This window comes from Leisingera sp. ANG-DT, from assembly GCF_000813785.1.
GTDB lineage: Bacteria > Pseudomonadota > Alphaproteobacteria > Rhodobacterales > Rhodobacteraceae > Leisingera.
The window spans coordinates 1-15,503 of sequence record NZ_JWLE01000003.1; the positions used below are offsets into that span (position 1 = coordinate 1).

The window sequence follows — 15,503 nt, forward strand, 5'->3', positions numbered from 1 at the left end:
TTTGGTCCGAAGCGGACCTATTATGTGTCCTGTTTCCCGGCCGCCTAAAAAACCGGTTCCTGCCCTGTGCAACGGCGTATATCCTTCTAATCTCAGAACAAGGGCGGCAGCCAAGCCGCTGCAGAGCGATTGGGGAAAGGGCAGTTCATGCGCATTGCGATGATTGGCACCGGCTATGTCGGACTGGTGTCCGGCGTCTGTTTTTCGGATTTCGGCCATGACGTGATCTGCGTCGACAAGGACGCGGATAAAATCACCCGGCTGAACCGGGGCGAGGTGCCGATCTACGAACCGGGCCTGGATCAGCTGATGGAGAAAAACGTGGCCGCGGGCCGTCTCAGTTTCACCGATGATCTGGCGGCGGCGGTCGACGGGGCAGAGGCGGTGTTCATCGCCGTGGGCACCCCGACCCGGCGCGGCGACGGCCATGCCGACCTCACCTATGTGATGGCGGCGGCAGAGGAGATCGCCGGGGCGCTGACGGATTACGCGGTGGTGGTGACCAAATCCACGGTGCCGGTGGGCACCAACCGGCAAGTGAAACAGGTGATCGCCAAGGCCAAGCCGCAGGCCGATTTCGATGTCGCCTCCAACCCCGAGTTCCTGCGCGAAGGCGCCGCGATCGAGGATTTCATGAAACCCGACCGGGTGGTGGTCGGCGTCCAGAACGAGCGCGCCGCCGAGGTGATGGCGGAGATCTACCGCCCCCTCTATCTGCGCGACTTCCCGATCCTGACCACCGATCTGGAATCCGCCGAACTGATCAAATACGCGGCCAATGCGTTTCTGGCCGCCAAGATCACCTTCATCAATGAAATCGCCGGCCTCTGCGAGCGGGTCGGGGCGGACGTCAAGGAAGTCTCCCGCGGCATCGGCTTTGACGGGCGGATCGGCAACAAGTTCCTGCATGCGGGGCCGGGCTATGGCGGCTCGTGCTTCCCGAAGGACACCGCGGCGCTGGCGCGGATCGGCCAGGACCATGCCTTCCCCCTGCGCATCACCGAGACCGTGATGCGGGTCAATGACGAGGTGAAGCTGCGGATGGTGGAGAAGCTGCGCGATGCCTGCGAGGGGTCGTTCAACGGCAAGACCATCGCGGTGCTCGGCGTCACCTTCAAGCCCAACACCGATGACATGCGCGAGGCGCCAGCCCTCACCATCGTGCCCGCATTGGTCGGCGGCGGCGCCAAGGTGCGGGTGGTGGACCCGCAAGGAAGGTCCGAGGGCGAGGGGCTCTTGCCCGGAGTCAAATGGGAGGAGGATCCCTACAAGGCGGCACAGAACGCCGACCTGGTGGTGCTCCTGACCGAATGGAACGAGTTCCGCGCCCTGGATCTGAAGAAACTGGCCCGCAAGATGCAGACCCCGCGGATGGCGGACCTGCGCAATATCTACTCTGCCAAATCCGCCAAACGGGCGGGTTTCGAGACCTATACCTCGGTGGGACGGGGGGATGTAAAATAGGTCCGCTGCGGACCAAATGTTTCGCGCGCGAAACATTTGGTCAATCATACCGACCTAATATCAGGCTCTAACAAGGCAGAAAGAAGGGCGCGGTTTCCGCGCCCTTTGCTGTTTTATCAGAGTCTGATCAGAGCTTTTTCAGCCAGGCCTCCAGCTCTTTCACCAGCGCGGCGCTGACGGCCTCGCCGCTGATTTCGATCTTCTGCTCGCCGGGGGTATAGGCCAGCCGCACGCCGCGGCGGGGGGCGGGCAGGATGATCCGCTCCCCCGGCATGGCAGCGTCCCAGTCGCCGGCGCCGCGCACCCGCGGGGCGCTGACCAGCGGCGGCACCGGGGATGCTGGGGGCTGGGCGTGTTCCGCATCCCGGCCTGCATTCCGTTCCTTAACCTGGGCCGCCAGTTGCTCCAGGGTCGGCGGGGCAGGGGGTGTATCAGGCTCTAACTTGGGCGTTTCAGCCGCCTCTCCCTCCACCAGGCGGGTCAGCACTGCCAGCTCTGCCTCCGGGGTGCTGCGGTCCGCGGCCTGCAGCGCGGCGGTGGCGCGTTCCGCAAAACCCTCATCCGCCTCGATCGCCCGCACCAGCGCCAGGCCCAGCTTCTCGCTGATCGCAGTGGGGTAGAACAGCACCGCATCCAAGGCTTCCACCAGGGTGACAAAGCTGCCGATCTTGGAGCGCTTGGCGCGGGTCGCATTGCCGAACAGCGCCTGCAGCGCGTATTTGCGGCGGGTGAAGACGCCTTCCTTACAGGCGCGCACCGCAATCCGGGCGCGCTCGTAATGGGACAGGTTCACCCGGATCTCGTTTTCCTCGACCATCGCCACATAAGCGCCTTCGGCGCTGTCCGGGTGGATCACCAGCGCCTTCAACGTGGCGAATTGCGGGTCTGAAGTCTCTTCATAGAGCCTGCGGAGCGCGGTCAGGCGGCGCCAGCCGGAGATGAGGCCATGGGTGCGGCCACCGAATGCATCCTCCAGCGGCACCACTTCTGCCGGGGTCTGCTGGCCGCGGGCGCGGATCGAGTCCATGAGCGATTGCAGCTCTTCCTCGTCCTGCTCGATGCGGTCGCGCACCAGGTGGTTCTCGTCGATTGCCGCCAGCGGCAGCTCCTCGATCATCAGCCCCTTGGCGCGGGCGTTTTCCAGGACGCCGCTGAGTTCCTGCAGCGCCGCCTGGGCAGAGGCGTCCGAGGCCACCTGGGCAATCGGCGCGGCGCCGACGCTGGACGGGGTGCCAAGCGCGGGTTTGCCGGCAGGCGCCGCTGACAGGTAATCACTTTGCGCCGGGGAGAGCCGTTTGCGTTTTGCCATGATCCTCGTGCCTCTTTCCGGTTGGGGTGCTCACTCTACCCCAAATCTCTTGTTAGGGCCTTAGCCCGCCGCGCGCTGTTCGGCCTCTTGATGCAACACCTCGCGCCGCCAGACGCCGATCAAGAGCTTCTTGAAGGCGGCATAGGTCTCGTCAAAGGTCTCGCGCCCTCTCGCATAGGTCTCGCGGTTGAAGTCGCGGTAGTCGGCCTCGTAGATGCCGCTCACCTGCTCCCCCGCTTGACCGATCAGCGCGGTGAAATCCTGCTTATGGGGCGACAGCACCCGGCCCATATAGGCCTGCATGAGGGCGGCCAGCTCGCCCTGCTGGGCGCCGTCGTAGCGGGTGATGACGGCGCGCACCGCGTCCCATTCGAAACTGAGGCCGGGCCGGCCCAGGGCGCGGGCGGCCAGGTTCTCGCCCTCTTCGATGCTGGCAAAGGTCGAATGCAGCATGTCAAAGAAGCGCCCCGTCGAGTCGAACTCCAGGAAGGACGCCCCCATCGGCACCAGGAGGATGTCGGCCGCCGAGAGGCCGTTGATGGTCAGGTAGCCAAGCGCGGGGGGCGTGTCGATGAAGATCACATCGTAGGCGTCCAGCACCCCGTCCGCCTCCAGCCGCTCGGTCAGCGCATCCCACAGCTTCCAGCTGCGCGCCGCCATCCGCCAGACCGGGATCTGGAACTCTGCCCAGTACAAGTTCAGCTGGGCGCCGATGAGGTCGATGTTGGGCCAGTGGGTGGTCTGAATGACGTCCGCCGCGGTCATCTCCATCGCCGCATCCAGCGCCTCGTCCAGCGGCTGCGGGGCGTCGCCGCGGTCGAGCCGGCGCTGGTTCTCCAGCCGCAGATGTTCACCGTAGTGGCGCGCCAGCAGCGGGAAGGCGGTCTGCCATTCATCCTCCACCCGGCCGCCGAAGATCGAGGTCATGGAGCCTTGGGAGTCGAGGTCGATCACCAGCACCTTGTAGCCGTCGAGCGCCGCCGACATCGCCAGATGCGCCGCGGTCGAGGTCTTGCCGACGCCGCCCTTGAAGTTGGCAACCGCCACCATCTTGGCGGGCAGGCCTGCGGGACGGTAGGGGGTGTAGTCCTTGGCCTTGGAGCCTTGGGCGGCAAAGAAGGCGCGCAGGCGCAGCACCTCGTCCAGGGTAAACCACTTGGCACCGCCTTCGGTCTCGGAGCGGCCCTGGGGCAGATCGGGGTTGGCCTTCAGCACCCGGCGGAAATGGGCCTGGGCCACCGGGATCAGGTAGCGGGTGATCTCCCAGGTGGAGAACAGGCGCAGCTCCTTGCGGCCCTCCTCATTGAGGCCCCGGCTGGCGAGGTCGGCGCGGCCTTGCGCACAGGCGCTTGCAATCTCGGCAAAACCCGCGGTGCTGGTGGGGGCATCAAGCTCTGCCAATGCGGCGTCCGGGTCGATGCTGAAATAGGGGGGGAGGCTGCTGCCTGCCTTGTGGATATCTCTGGCCATGAGGATCTGCCTGCTGTCCTTGGACCTCTGCGGCCCAACTCATGTGAAGTGCTTATGGTTCTGCTCTGCAGCCCCTATGTGCTGCCTTTTTACCAGAATACCCAAAAACACGGCACATGGAAGAAAAATGCGCATCCCCCTTGGTTTTTCTAAGCAAATCCAGCGGTTGCGGCAGGGGAAAGCGGGGGTGTTTCAGGGCGTGCAAAAAATTCTGCCCTGTTAAATATGGGTTATTTATTAGTTACAGGGGAAGTGTGACTCGCGCAAAGCCCTTTTTTCATGGGGGATCGGGGCAGATTCCGGGGGAGGGATGACTCTGAAACCCCGTTGAAATGACTCCGAACCCCCGATCAGACGATTCCGAACCCCCGTTGCGGGGGCATGTGGATAACCCTAGGGTGAGTGTAATCAAAACCACGATAAACGAGTCGCACGGGATCGGCAGAATTCCGGCGGCGTGCAGAGCAGATACGGGCAGGCAGATGGCAGCAGAGCTGACAGCGGAAGGGATTCCGCCAGAGGGGCAGGGGGACTTTTTCCTCTGCGATATCTTCGGGGCGATCCCCAAGAACGACCTGGCGTCGATGGAGCATCCGCTGTTCAGTTTGGGCACACGGCCGGACCGGCGCATTCTGAACTACCAGCATAACGGCGCCGAGATCACCGTGACCCCTTCGGTCAAGGGGCTGGCGACGATCCATGACAAGGACATCCTGATCTTCTGCATCAGCCAGCTGATGGCGGCGCTGAATGCCGGGCGCCAGGTCAGCCGGGTGCTGCATCTGAAGGCGCATGACCTGCTGGTGGCCTGCAACCGCGAAACCTCCGGCGATGCCTACCGGCGCCTGCGCGAGGCGTTCGAGCGCCTCGCAGGCACCCGCATCACCACCAATATCGTCACCGGCGGCAAGGAGGTCACCACCGGTTTCGGCCTCATTGAGAAATGGGAGATCGTGCGCAAGGCGCCGGCCGGCAAGAAGGGCGCGGGCAAGATGGTCAGCGTCGCGGTGACGCTTTCGGACTGGCTGTACCGCGCGGTGCTGTCGAAATCGGTGCTGACGCTTTCCCGCGATTACTTCCGGCTGAGGAAACCGCTGGAGCGGCGGATCTACGAGCTGGCGCGCAAGCATTGCGGGCGGCAGAACAGCTGGCAGGTCTCGGTGGAGACCTTGCTGAAGAAATCCGGCTCCGCCAGCCCGCGCCGGGTGTTCCGCAAGATGATCCGCGACATGATCGAAGCGCAGCCCTTGCCCGATTACGCGCTGGAGGAGCTGGAGGGTGATATCATCCGCTTCAGCCAGAAGACGGCAGTGACCGAGGCGGTGCTCAATGCGCCCAGCCTGAAGCCGCAGACGCTGGAGGAGGCGCGCGCGCTGATCCCGGGTGCCGATGCCTATGCGCTGGAGGCGGAATGGCGCGCCATGTGGGTGCGGTCCGGCAGCCCGCGGCTCAGGATGCCCGATGCGGCGTTTCTGGGGTGGGTCAGGAAACGCGCCGCGGAATAGGCGGCGGCTGGCTTTCGGGCCACCGGGGTTTCATCTTTCCATAAATACTCATTTTGCCGGGGACTGCTGGGCGCTGCCTTTGCCTGGAAAGGCGGGCTGTCTCCTCTCAGAAAAGGGTCAGCAGGGTTGACCAAATGTTTCGCGCGCGAAACATTTGGTCCGGTCCGGACCTATTTGCGGGCCGCGGGTTTTGCTGCAGCGCCGGGCGCAGAACGGATCAGGCCCGCTCCGGCACATGGCCGGAGCGGGCCCGGTCAGGCGGGCGGCCCTCCCCCCTGGGCCGCTGCCTTTCCTGCCGCCGCCCGGTCGGGGGGCGGCGGGTGTCTGTGCGGTTCCCGCCTCAGGTATCGCCTTCCTTCAGCGCCTGCGACATGCTGGCGAGCACCGGGCTGATCAGATAGTTGGCCAGGGTCTGGCGGCCGGTTTCGATCATTGCCTGGGCCGGCATGCCGGGCAGGGTCTTCACATTGGGCAGGGCCGCCAGTTCCGCGTCCTTGATGCGGATATGCACCGGGTAGTAGGTCTCGCCGGTGGCCCGGTCGGTGGTGGTGCCGGCCGCGACCATCACCACTTCGCCCTGCACAGGCGGGGTGGAACGGAAGCTGTAGGCGGTCAGCGACACCCGCGCCTGGCTGCCCATCGACACCTCGTCGATGTCCGCCACTGCAACCCGGGTTTCCACCAGGAGTCCTGCATCCTCGGGCATCAGCTCCAAGAGGGTGCGGCCGGGATCGACCACCTGGCCCAGGGTGTTGATCTCAAGCCCGACCACCCGGCCGCTGCGCGGCGCGCGGATGGTCAGCCGCTCCTCCACATCGCGGGTGGCATCCAGCCGCTGGCGCAAGTCCAGCACCTCTTCCTGCACCTCCAGGCTCTGGGCGGCGATCCGGGCGACCCGGTCGCGGCCGGTCTGCAGCAGCCGCTCTTCCATCTCGCCGATCTGCTCCAGCACATTGCCGCGGTCGCTTTCCAGCGCGCCGAGGGTGCCCAGGAGGTCGCTTTGCTGCATCTGCCGCTGGCTGATGCGGGTTTTCGGCACCAGGCCCTTTTCGAACAGGCCGGTCAGATCCGCCAGCTCCGTCTGCACCAGATCCAGCTGCTCCTCGGTGGCGCGGATGCGGGCATCGCGGCCCTTGAGCTGGTCGCCCAGCTGGGTGATGCGGCCCTGGATGATTTCGATCTGGCCCTGATGCAGCGACTGGTTGGAGGCCAGCAGGTCCTGCTGCACTGCCACCAGCCGTGCCAGTTCCGGCGCCGCGGTGATCAGCCGGTCCAGCTCGGCGCCGGGCTGCAGGGTATCGGCCCCTGCCAGATCAGCCTCCAGCCGCGCCTGCTGCGCCAGGGCGCTGGCCAGCTGGCTGTTCAGGATCGACAGCTGCGCCTGGATCCGGCGGCCGTCGAGCCGGGCGATCACCTGGCCTTCGCGGACGCGGTCGCCTTCATTCACATTCAGCTCGCGCAGGATGCCGCCTTCGAAATGCTGCACCGCCAGCCGGTCGCCGGCCACGTTGAAGCTGCCGCCGGCCACCACCGCGCTGGTCAGCTCCGCCTTGGAGGCCCAGAACACCAGCCCGCCGAACAACCCGAAGCCGCAGACCACCAGCCACAGCACCAGCTGGCGCACCCGGGTGGGCGGGTGCTTGGGCAGCGGGATGTCCTGGCCGGTCCCTGCCGGCATCAGGTCGCGGAAGCCGTTCTGCAGCCCGTCCGGGCTTGTGCTGCTGCGGGCCGGGGTGCGGGTCTCTTGCTTGACCAGGCTCATGCGCTTTCTCCTTCAGCCGGAGGGATCCGGTTGTCCTGGTCCGCCGGGCCCTTGCGGTGGCGGAACGGGGCGATCTTGGGGTCGTCGGGATGCGCCGGGGCGGCCGCCATCGGCTGCGCCGCCGCCTCGATCACCTGGCGGGCCTCGCCGAAGCGGGCCAGGCGGCCGTCCTGCAGCAGCGCCGCATGGCTGACGCGGCGCAGCAGGCTGAGCCGGTGGGTCACTGCCACCACCGCAGCGCCGCGGGCGCAGGCTTCCTCGATGGCGCAGGCCAGCGCCTCTTCGCCCTCGGGGTCGAGATTGGCGTTGGGCTCATCCAGGATGATCAGCTTGCGGTCGCCGAAGAAGGCGCGCGCCAGGCCGATGCGCTGGCGCTGGCCTGCGGACAGGAACTCGCCGCGCGGGCCGACCTCGGCGTTGTAGCCGCCGGGCAGCGCCAGGATCATCTCATGCACCTGCGCCAGCTTGGCCGCCGCCACCACATCGGAGGGTTTGGCGTCCGGGTCCATCAGCGCGATGTTTTCCGCCACCGTGCCCTGGAACAGCTCGACCCGCTGCGGCAGGAAGCCGACATGCTGGCCGATCTGCGCCGGATCCCAGTCCGAAAGCGCGGCATCGTCGATGCGGATATGGCCGCGCACCAAGGGCTGCAGCCCTGCCAGCGCATGGGCCAGGGTGGTCTTGCCGGCACCGGAGGGGCCAATGAGCCCCAGCGACTGGCCGGGCTTCAGCTCAAAGGAGATGTCCATCAGCAGCGGGTCCGGGCGGCCGTGCAGCACCACGGTGGCGTTCTCCACCGCCAGCCGGCCTTCCGGCTCCGGCAGGGTGAGCCGCTCCGGCGCGGCGCCGAGATGGGCCAAGAGGGTGTTGAGCCGCCCTTGCGCGCTGCGCGCCTTGAGAAAGCCGCGCCAGCCGGCGATCGACTGTTCCACCGGCGCCGCGGCGCGGCCCAGCAGGATCGAGGAGGCAATCATCAGCCCCGGGGTCAGCTGGTTGTTGATCACCAGCACCACGCCGACGCCCAGCACCGCGATCTGCAGCCCCATGCGCGCGGCCTTGGCCAGCGAGGTGATCAGCGCCACCCGGTCGGTGGCCAGCGTGTTGAACAGCAGCGCCGAGAACGCCTTGAGCTGCCAGCGCCCGATCAGCGGGCCGGTCTTGCCCATGGCGCGGATCAGGCCTGCGTTCTGCATCATCTCGGAAACCGCGGCATTGGTCTCGGTGGCCTGCTTGCCGGCTTCATCCATCGGCTTGCGGGCCAGCATCTCGTTGAGCAGCGCCAGGCTGAACAGCACCGCGATGCCCGCCAGCGCCACCATTCCCAGCACCGGGCTGAACATGAAGATCAGCGCCAGGAATATCACCGACCAGGGCGCGTCCAGCAGCGCCAGGAACACCGGGCTGGTGACAAAGCTCCTGAGCTCCTGGATGTCGCGGACCGGTTCCGCCTTGCGCAGGGCCGGCGGCAGTTCGCCGTTGATCATGCCTTCCAGCACCACCGGGCTGAGCCGGGCTTCGAGGCGGGAGCCGAGCCGCGCCACCAGGCGCTGGCGCAGCATGTCGAAAATAAAAAAGAACACCAGCGCGATGCACGCGCCGGTGGTGAGAGCAATCAGGGTTGGAATGCTGCCCGAGGCCATGACCCGGGCAAACAGTTGCAGCATGTAGAGTGGCGCTGTCAGGATCAGGAGGTTCACAAAGATGCTGGCGGTGAAGATGGCTGCCAGCACACCCCTTTGTCCGTCGAATACCCGTTTTGTCTTCATTGTCGTTGCCCCCCGGCTGCACGAAGTGAAGTTGTAAAATCTGGAGGTCAGCGCCCTGGTCCAAGGATGCAATCCTTGGCCGGGGACCAAATCGCTGTCCTGAACCAGGGCTGGACGGGCCCGAGGCAAACCCCGGGCCCGCCGTTCCTATAGCTCAGGCACCGTAGTTGAGGTGGCCCCAGATGTTGTCGTAGCTGTCATCGAAGTCGTCAGCTGTGACCACACGGATCGCTTCATAGCTGCCCGCGTCGCCGCTGGAGACCGCGTTGATGCCGACACCGCCCCATGGGTTGGTGTCATGGCCCAGCGAGGAGAACGGCGCTTCGTTGCCCTGCAGGTCCTTGATGGTGACCCAGGCGCCGCCCACTTTGATCTGGGTATCGCCGCCGGATTCGGAGACCACGGCATGGCCGCCAACACCGTCCGGTCCGCCATTGAGCTTCTCAAACGCGTCCTGCGCCGAGATGTCGCCGTGGACACGGAACAGCAGCACGTCATGATCCTCGTCGATGTCGAAGTCATGAATGGTGTCATGGCCATCGTTCGAGGTGAAGCTGTAGCCGTCCCACTTCAGGTCGATGATGAAGACGTCCTTGCCGGTGCCGCCGACCAGCCAGTCGTCGCCGGTGCCGCCTTTCAGCCAGTCGTTGCCGGCGTTGCCGAACAGCTTGTCGTTGCCGGAACCGCCATCCAGGAAGTCATGGCCGAAGCCGCCCATCAGCTTGTCGTAGCCTTCTTCGCCATAGAGGCAGTCCTGGCCGGTGTTGCCATAGAGGTGGTCGTCGTTGTAACCGCCCTTGAGCACGTCGCCGGCCTTGCCGCCTTTCAGCGTGTCTTCGCCTTTGCCGCCATCGAGGAAGTCCTGGCTGCGGCCGCCCATCAGCTTGTCGTCACCGTCGTCGCCGAAGATCACGTCGCGGCCAGTGCCGCCGCTGATGTAGTCGTCGTCATCGCCGCCGTGCAGCGTGTCATTGCCTTCCTGGCCGAAGATCTTGTCGTTGCCGGTGCCGCCAAAGGCCTTGTCGGCATCATCGCCGCCCTTGATGGTGTCATCGCCGGAGCCGCCTTTCAGCAGGTCGTGGCCGTCTTCACCATGCAGGCAGTCGTCGCCGTCATCGCCGGACAGCTTGTCGTTGCCGAGGCCGCCTTTGATGATGTCCTCGCCGTCGCCGCCGCTGACCACATCATTGCCGGTCTGGCCGTAGATGACGTCATTGCCGCCTTCACCGAAGATGGTGTCGTTGCCGGAGCCGCCGCGGATTACGTCGTGGCCCTCGACCTTCTCGCCTTCATCAACCGGCTCATAGCAGTCCGGGCAATCAACCGGCTTCATATTGTGGCCGCCGCCATGCTCGTTGGATGCCGTGGACGGTTCTTCGTCGTCGCAGCAGCTCCAGTCGACATAAGGCGCCTTGTAGTGGTCGCTGCCAAGGTTGTCGGCCCGGTCGCCGAAGATCAGGTCGCCCTGGGCGCCGCCTTCCAGCACGTCATTGCCGGTGCCGCCGCGCATGGTGTCCTTGCCGGCGCCGCCGTTGACGTCATCGTCGCCTGCGCCGCCGCCCATCACGTCGTCGCCGCGGCCGCCCTGCATCAGGTCGTTGTCTTCCTCACCGAACATGGTGTCGTTGCCGCCCTGGCCGTCCATGGTGTCGTCACCGGTGCCGCCCAGCATGCAGTCGTCGCCGTCGGGATCTTCGCCTTTGTTGCCGGTGCCGCTGTCGGCGCCGAAATCAAGATCGTCGCCCTGGCCCTGACGCTCGTCGCCGAACATCTCGTCGTCGCCGGAGCCGCCGATCACCAGGTCGTCGCCGCGGCCGCCGGCCATCCGGTCGTTGCCCTGCTGGCCGTTCATCCGGTCATTGCCGTCGCGGCCGTACATGGTGTCGTTGTTGTTGGAATGGTCGTAGTCGCCATAGCCGTAGAGGTCGAACTGGCCGTCGTCGCCCCACATGCAGTCGTCGCCGCCTTCGCCATCCATGCAGTCGTTGCCGTCGTTGCCGTAGAGGTAGTCGCCGGCATCGCCGTCGCCTTCCGGCCGACCTTTGCCGTAGCCGTCATAGCCCCATTTGTCGTCGCTGCCGCCGCGCATGCTGTAGTCGCCGTCGGCATCGTCGCCAAAGATGTGGTCATCGCCGTCGCCGCCGAACACGGTGTCGGCGTCCAGGCCGCCCAGCAGGGTGTCATTGCCGGTTTCGCCGTCGATGTAATCGCAGCCTTCCTCGCCGTCGATCCAGTCATCGCCGTCGTCGATATAGATCGTCTTGTAGACCGGCACCTGATATTCTTCCCAGGTGTCGTAGTCGATCTTGGTCTCGTAATAGGCCACCACCTTCTCGTAACGGCCCTTGCCGTCGCCGTCGCCGCCGAACAGCTTGTCGTTGCCGGTGCCGCCCTTGATCTTGTCGTCGCCGTCCTGGCCTTCGATGTAATCCTGGCCTTCTTCGCCATCGAGCTTGTTGTTGCGCTCGTTGCCGTAGATCGCGTCATCGCCGGCCCCGCCGCGGGCGTTGTCTGCCGCATAGTGGTCGTTCAGGTTGATGACGTTGCCGCCGCCGTCGCCCTGTTCTGTGGCGCCGTTGTTGTAGTTCGGATCATTCTTGTCCTTGGAGAACTCGATCCTGCACTCCGGATCACAGACTTCCCACTCAGGATTCTGGTCTTCAATACCCATGGTAAACTTCCTCCTCGTTAAAATGCAGGGCTGGGCTGCGGGCGGATGCCCGGGGCCGCGCCCCCGCCGGTGCCGCGGCCCTGGAAGGAATTCCCCGGGGGGCCGCTGGCGCATAAAGGCGAGATCATGCCTTCTGGGAGTATTGCAGCGCATCCGCGCCGCAGCGGATGCCCCCAAATGGGGACAAAATGCCGATTAAAGGCCGGGCAGCTGCCAGCCGGTGCGGCTTTCGGCAGCCGCGGCAGCGGCCTGGGCCATTTCCTGCAGGGGGGCGTGCCAATAAACCCCGGCCGCCAGGCCGGCGGCGCCCAGCAGGAGCGCGGCCGCAGCCAGCCCGCGGCGGCGGCGCGGCGGCGGCGCGGCCTGCGCCAGCGCCTCGGCCACCGCGGCCTTCAGCACCGGTTCGAATTCGATCCTGAGCGCCCCCTCCATCCGGTTCACCGCGGTTTCCAGCTGGTCGATGCGGGCGGTCAGCGCGGCGCGGTCGGCCGCGGCCTTCTGCGCGTGGCGCTCGCCCAGCCCCTCATTGAGGGTGGTGAACATCTCGGCGATGCGCTTGTGCAGCGCCACCAGGTCGGCCTGGGCCGCCAGCGGCTCGCCGCCCTGGCGCAGCGCGGCGGAGATCTGCGCCAGCACCGCGTTGCTCAGCCGCGGCGGCTGCACCGGCTTGTCCTGGGAATTGCCCTGGGGTTTGTCCTGTGCGGGCTGCTCCATCCGGGCCGCTGCGGCCTGGGCCTGCGCGGTTTGGGGCTGAGCTGCCTGAGCCTGAGTTGCCTGGGCCTGCGGGGCAGCCGGCGCGGGCGGGCCCTGGAACGGGGTGTCCTGTGCCATCTTGTTCATGACGCTCTCCCCAGCGAGGCCTGCCAGGTCAGCCGCTGCGCCATTTCAGCCCGGCCGGGGGCCTGCATCTTGGCCAGCACCCGCTTGGCATAGGTGTTGAAGGTCTGCACCTTGAGGCCGGCGATATGCGCCGCCTCGCGGTTGGAGAGCCCGAGCTGAATGAGCGCCGCCACCCGCGCTTCGGCCGGCGACAGCCCCATTTTCTGGGCCAGCATCTCGATGCGGCGGCGGTCGGGCTGGCGCGGCAGGATCGCCACCACCAGCGGCTGGCCGGAGCCGGCGCAGCGGTAGCGGGTCAGCGACACCGGCAGCCGCATGCCGCTCTTGCGGTCCTCCAGGAACAGGATCAGCTCCTGCGGGCCGCGGGCACTGCCGCGGCGCGAGCGGGCGCATTCGGCGACGGCGGCATAAAAGCCCGCGGTCTCGCCGGGGCGGGCGCAGCTGAGGCGGCCGGACTGGTCGCTCAGCAGGTCGCCGCCATCCAGCATGTCGCGGCCCGATTCATTGCAGTGCAGCAGTGCGCCCTCGGCATCGAGCACCAGCACCGCGCTGTCGGTCTTCTTGGAGACGGTCCACAGCAGCGCGCTGGTCACCGCCGCCTGGGTTTCGCCAGCCAGCTCGCGCAGGCTGTCCTCGCGCAGCACCGGCCAGATCGCCTGCAGGATGTCGCCGCAATGGGCATCATGCGGGCCGCCTTCGAGGCGCAGCGCGATCAGGTCCTCGCTGCCGTCCTCGAAGCTGCAGGTGAACATGGCCCAGCCGCGCCCAGCCGCCAGTTCCGCCGCCAGGGCGCTCAGCTGCGGCTGTTCTGCCGCGGCCAGCTGCGCGGCCAGCATCCGGGCCGCTGCCCCGCCGGGCTGGCGGGGGCGGAAAGCGGTGGCGCTGCCGGGCTGCAGCTGGCGGCGCAGCACCGCCGCGGCGGCGCTGGAACAGGCGCCGCCCAGGCTGGGATCGCTGGTCAGCACCGGGGCGCGCCGGTGACCGGGCTGGACCAGGGCCAGATGTGTCAGGGATGAGGTTTGCCTCTGGAGAGACCGCGTGAAAAACAACCTGCCCGTTTGCGAAACGGACGCACTCAACATAACCATGTTGCCCCCCGGCATGACATAATGAATGTCTTGAGGGTAGCACTCTGGCGTCAGGGTCAAACCGGGCATAGGGGGTACGCCAAAGGCCGGGCAGCGCTGCGGCCTTTGGCTGGGCGCCCGGGCAAAATACCACCATGGGGGTAGCTGCCGGGCCCGGAAGCGGCGAATCGCTGAAACCTAGGGTTGTTATGATGAAAGATTCGAATGTCTTAAAATTGTAGAAACCCAATCGGAAACACTGCGTTTCCGCTTTGGGGACAATGCCAAGGGGGTAGGGCGCCGGGGGCAGATCGCGTGAAAAAACAGGCCAGTAGGGCGGGGCAGGCCCCGGAGCCTGCCCCGCCGCTGCCAAAAAGCACTGCTCCGGGAGGGGAAGTTTCTTAACAATAAAGGCTGGATTCGCTACGGTTTATCCACAGCAATGCGCATCTGAAGTGTTTGAATGCCGGCGTGCGCTGCCTGGCCCGGGACGTTTTTTCCGGGTGTGTTCTGTATTTATCACGATCCGGAAACGGCGGCGCGCGGGCGCTGCCGGGGCCCAGGCGGCGGCAAGCAGGTGAGTTGTGTTCCGGGGTGTGCCGGCGCATTGCAAAATCCGGCGGTCTGCGGGGGTGGGCCAGCCGAAACAGCACGCTCCAGGGGGACGGGCCGGAGGCAATTTCCGGCATGTTACGAGTAAAGGAGTTTTGGATGCCTGTTCACGTTGTGGGGGAAAGCAGGCTTCTCAGGGACATGTTTCTGACCATCTGTGAAGCAAACGACTATGAGACCGGGCGCTGCTGCGGCGCCCTGGCGGAGCTGCCGCCGCTGAGCGCACAGGATATGGTGCTGTGCTACAGCCATGCCGCCGGCGCTGAGCTGCAGGCGGAGCTGCAGGCCTTCCGCGCCCGCAACGGCGCAGTGCCGCTGATCCTGATCACCGGCGACGGCTGCCCGGCTTCGGCCCAGATGCAGCTGAGCCAGTATGCCGAGGCGGTGATCCCGGAGCGCAAATCGGCCGGCGCGCTGATTGCGGCGCTGCAGGTGGTGCAGGACGGCTACCGCATCGTGCTGTCCGCCGCAGCGGCGGCAGGGCCGGTGCCGGAAATGCTGAACGGGGCGGAGCCGCAGGCGGCGGCACCGGCCCGCCAGGACGTGCGGCACGGGCTGTCGGACCGCGAGCAGCTGATCCTGGCCAAGCTCACGGAAGGCGCCACCAACAAGAGCATCGCCAATGAACTGGGGATCTGCGAAGCCACGGTGAAAGTGCATCTGCGCACCTGCTTCCGCAAGATCGGCGCCAAGAACCGCACCCAGGCGGCGCTTTGGGCCTCCGAGCAGCTGCCGCCGCAGGCGCCGCGCCACTGAGCGGGCTGCGGGCGGCAGCGCCAGACATGCAACAGGCGCCCCGGCCCATGGCCGGCGGCGCCGCTTGCCGGATGCGGGCGGGGCCGGGGCCCGCCGCATCCGGCCGGTGGGCAAAAGTTTTTGAAACCTTCTGCCTAGGCTTTTCTGAAAAACCTCGGGTGCCGCGCGCGGCGTTTGTTTGCTGAGAAGCGCTTGAGCGGCAGGTCTGCCTCTCAAGACGCCTTGCCCATTTTGGGACACGCCCGTTCCGCCTCAAGGCCAAGCCGCTGCGCGGCGGCTGC

Annotated in this window: 10 protein-coding genes; 3 read left to right on the plus strand and 7 right to left on the minus strand. The window is 66.3% G+C overall.

Features of this window, described 5'->3' with window-relative positions; all coding sequences use genetic code 11:
* The first annotated feature begins 147 nt into the window (after window positions 1–147).
* The gene (locus tag RA21_RS04210) at window positions 148–1,464 is read left to right on the plus strand and encodes a UDP-glucose dehydrogenase family protein (RefSeq protein WP_039146667.1); all 1,317 of its coding nucleotides are present in this window, start codon (window positions 148–150) and stop codon (window positions 1,462–1,464) included.
* Window positions 1,465–1,591: 127 nt separating this feature from the next.
* Here the strand turns inward: RA21_RS04210 and RA21_RS04215 are convergent, their stop codons facing one another.
* Both RA21_RS04215 and RA21_RS04220 read right to left on the minus strand, forming a co-directional pair.
* Entirely contained in the window at window positions 1,592–2,773 is a 1,182-nt protein-coding gene (locus RA21_RS04215) for a ParB/RepB/Spo0J family partition protein (protein ID WP_039146670.1), read from the minus strand.
* A gap of 60 nt (window positions 2,774–2,833) precedes the next feature.
* A complete protein-coding gene (locus RA21_RS04220; protein WP_039146672.1) occupies window positions 2,834–4,243 on the minus strand; it encodes an AAA family ATPase in 1,410 nt (469 codons plus the stop codon).
* A gap of 482 nt (window positions 4,244–4,725) precedes the next feature.
* Here RA21_RS04220 and RA21_RS04225 point away from each other — a divergent pair, with 482 nt between their 5' ends.
* Window positions 4,726–5,748, plus strand: a complete 1,023-nt coding sequence (locus tag RA21_RS04225) for a replication initiator protein A (RefSeq protein ID WP_019294842.1) — start codon at window positions 4,726–4,728, stop codon at window positions 5,746–5,748.
* 340 nt (window positions 5,749–6,088) lie between these two features.
* Here RA21_RS04225 and RA21_RS04230 read toward each other — a convergent pair whose 3' ends face one another.
* The 5 genes from RA21_RS04230 to RA21_RS04250 form a co-directional block, all read right to left on the minus strand.
* On the minus strand, window positions 6,089–7,510 hold the full coding sequence (locus RA21_RS04230) for an HlyD family type I secretion periplasmic adaptor subunit (RefSeq protein ID WP_039146674.1): 1,422 nt from the start codon (window positions 7,508–7,510) through the stop codon (window positions 6,089–6,091).
* The gene (locus RA21_RS04235) at window positions 7,507–9,276 is read right to left on the minus strand and encodes a type I secretion system permease/ATPase (protein ID WP_052254328.1); all 1,770 of its coding nucleotides are present in this window, start codon (window positions 9,274–9,276) and stop codon (window positions 7,507–7,509) included. Before RA21_RS04235 ends, RA21_RS04230 begins: the two co-directional genes overlap by 4 nt.
* A gap of 154 nt (window positions 9,277–9,430) precedes the next feature.
* Window positions 9,431–11,947 (minus strand): calcium-binding protein, encoded by a 2,517-nt coding sequence (locus RA21_RS04240; protein WP_039146680.1) that lies wholly within the window; start codon window positions 11,945–11,947, stop codon window positions 9,431–9,433.
* A gap of 195 nt (window positions 11,948–12,142) precedes the next feature.
* Complete coding sequence (locus RA21_RS04245; protein WP_039146683.1) at window positions 12,143–12,787, minus strand: hypothetical protein; 645 nt, start codon at window positions 12,785–12,787, stop codon at window positions 12,143–12,145.
* On the minus strand, window positions 12,784–13,752 hold the full coding sequence (locus RA21_RS04250) for a helix-turn-helix transcriptional regulator (RefSeq protein WP_241477456.1): 969 nt from the start codon (window positions 13,750–13,752) through the stop codon (window positions 12,784–12,786). Before RA21_RS04250 ends, RA21_RS04245 begins: the two co-directional genes overlap by 4 nt.
* Window positions 13,753–14,565: 813 nt before the next feature.
* Between RA21_RS04250 and RA21_RS04255 the strand changes: the two genes are divergently transcribed.
* Window positions 14,566–15,222 (plus strand): helix-turn-helix transcriptional regulator, encoded by a 657-nt coding sequence (locus RA21_RS04255; protein WP_039146685.1) that lies wholly within the window; start codon window positions 14,566–14,568, stop codon window positions 15,220–15,222.
* Window positions 15,223–15,503: the final 281 nt, after the last annotated feature.

Coding starts and splice junctions, on each gene's coding strand:
- RA21_RS04210 (WP_039146667.1), top strand. CDS start 148: ATGCGCATTGCGATGATTGGCACCGGCTATGTCGGACTGGTGTCCGGC.
- RA21_RS04215 (WP_039146670.1), bottom strand. CDS start 2,773: ATGGCAAAACGCAAACGGCTCTCCCCGGCGCAAAGTGATTACCTGTCA.
- RA21_RS04220 (WP_039146672.1), bottom strand. CDS start 4,243: ATGGCCAGAGATATCCACAAGGCAGGCAGCAGCCTCCCCCCCTATTTC.
- RA21_RS04225 (WP_019294842.1), top strand. CDS start 4,726: ATGGCAGCAGAGCTGACAGCGGAAGGGATTCCGCCAGAGGGGCAGGGG.
- RA21_RS04230 (WP_039146674.1), bottom strand. CDS start 7,510: ATGAGCCTGGTCAAGCAAGAGACCCGCACCCCGGCCCGCAGCAGCACA.
- RA21_RS04235 (WP_052254328.1), bottom strand. CDS start 9,276: ATGAAGACAAAACGGGTATTCGACGGACAAAGGGGTGTGCTGGCAGCC.
- RA21_RS04240 (WP_039146680.1), bottom strand. CDS start 11,947: ATGGGTATTGAAGACCAGAATCCTGAGTGGGAAGTCTGTGATCCGGAG.
- RA21_RS04245 (WP_039146683.1), bottom strand. CDS start 12,787: ATGAACAAGATGGCACAGGACACCCCGTTCCAGGGCCCGCCCGCGCCG.
- RA21_RS04255 (WP_039146685.1), top strand. CDS start 14,566: ATGCCTGTTCACGTTGTGGGGGAAAGCAGGCTTCTCAGGGACATGTTT.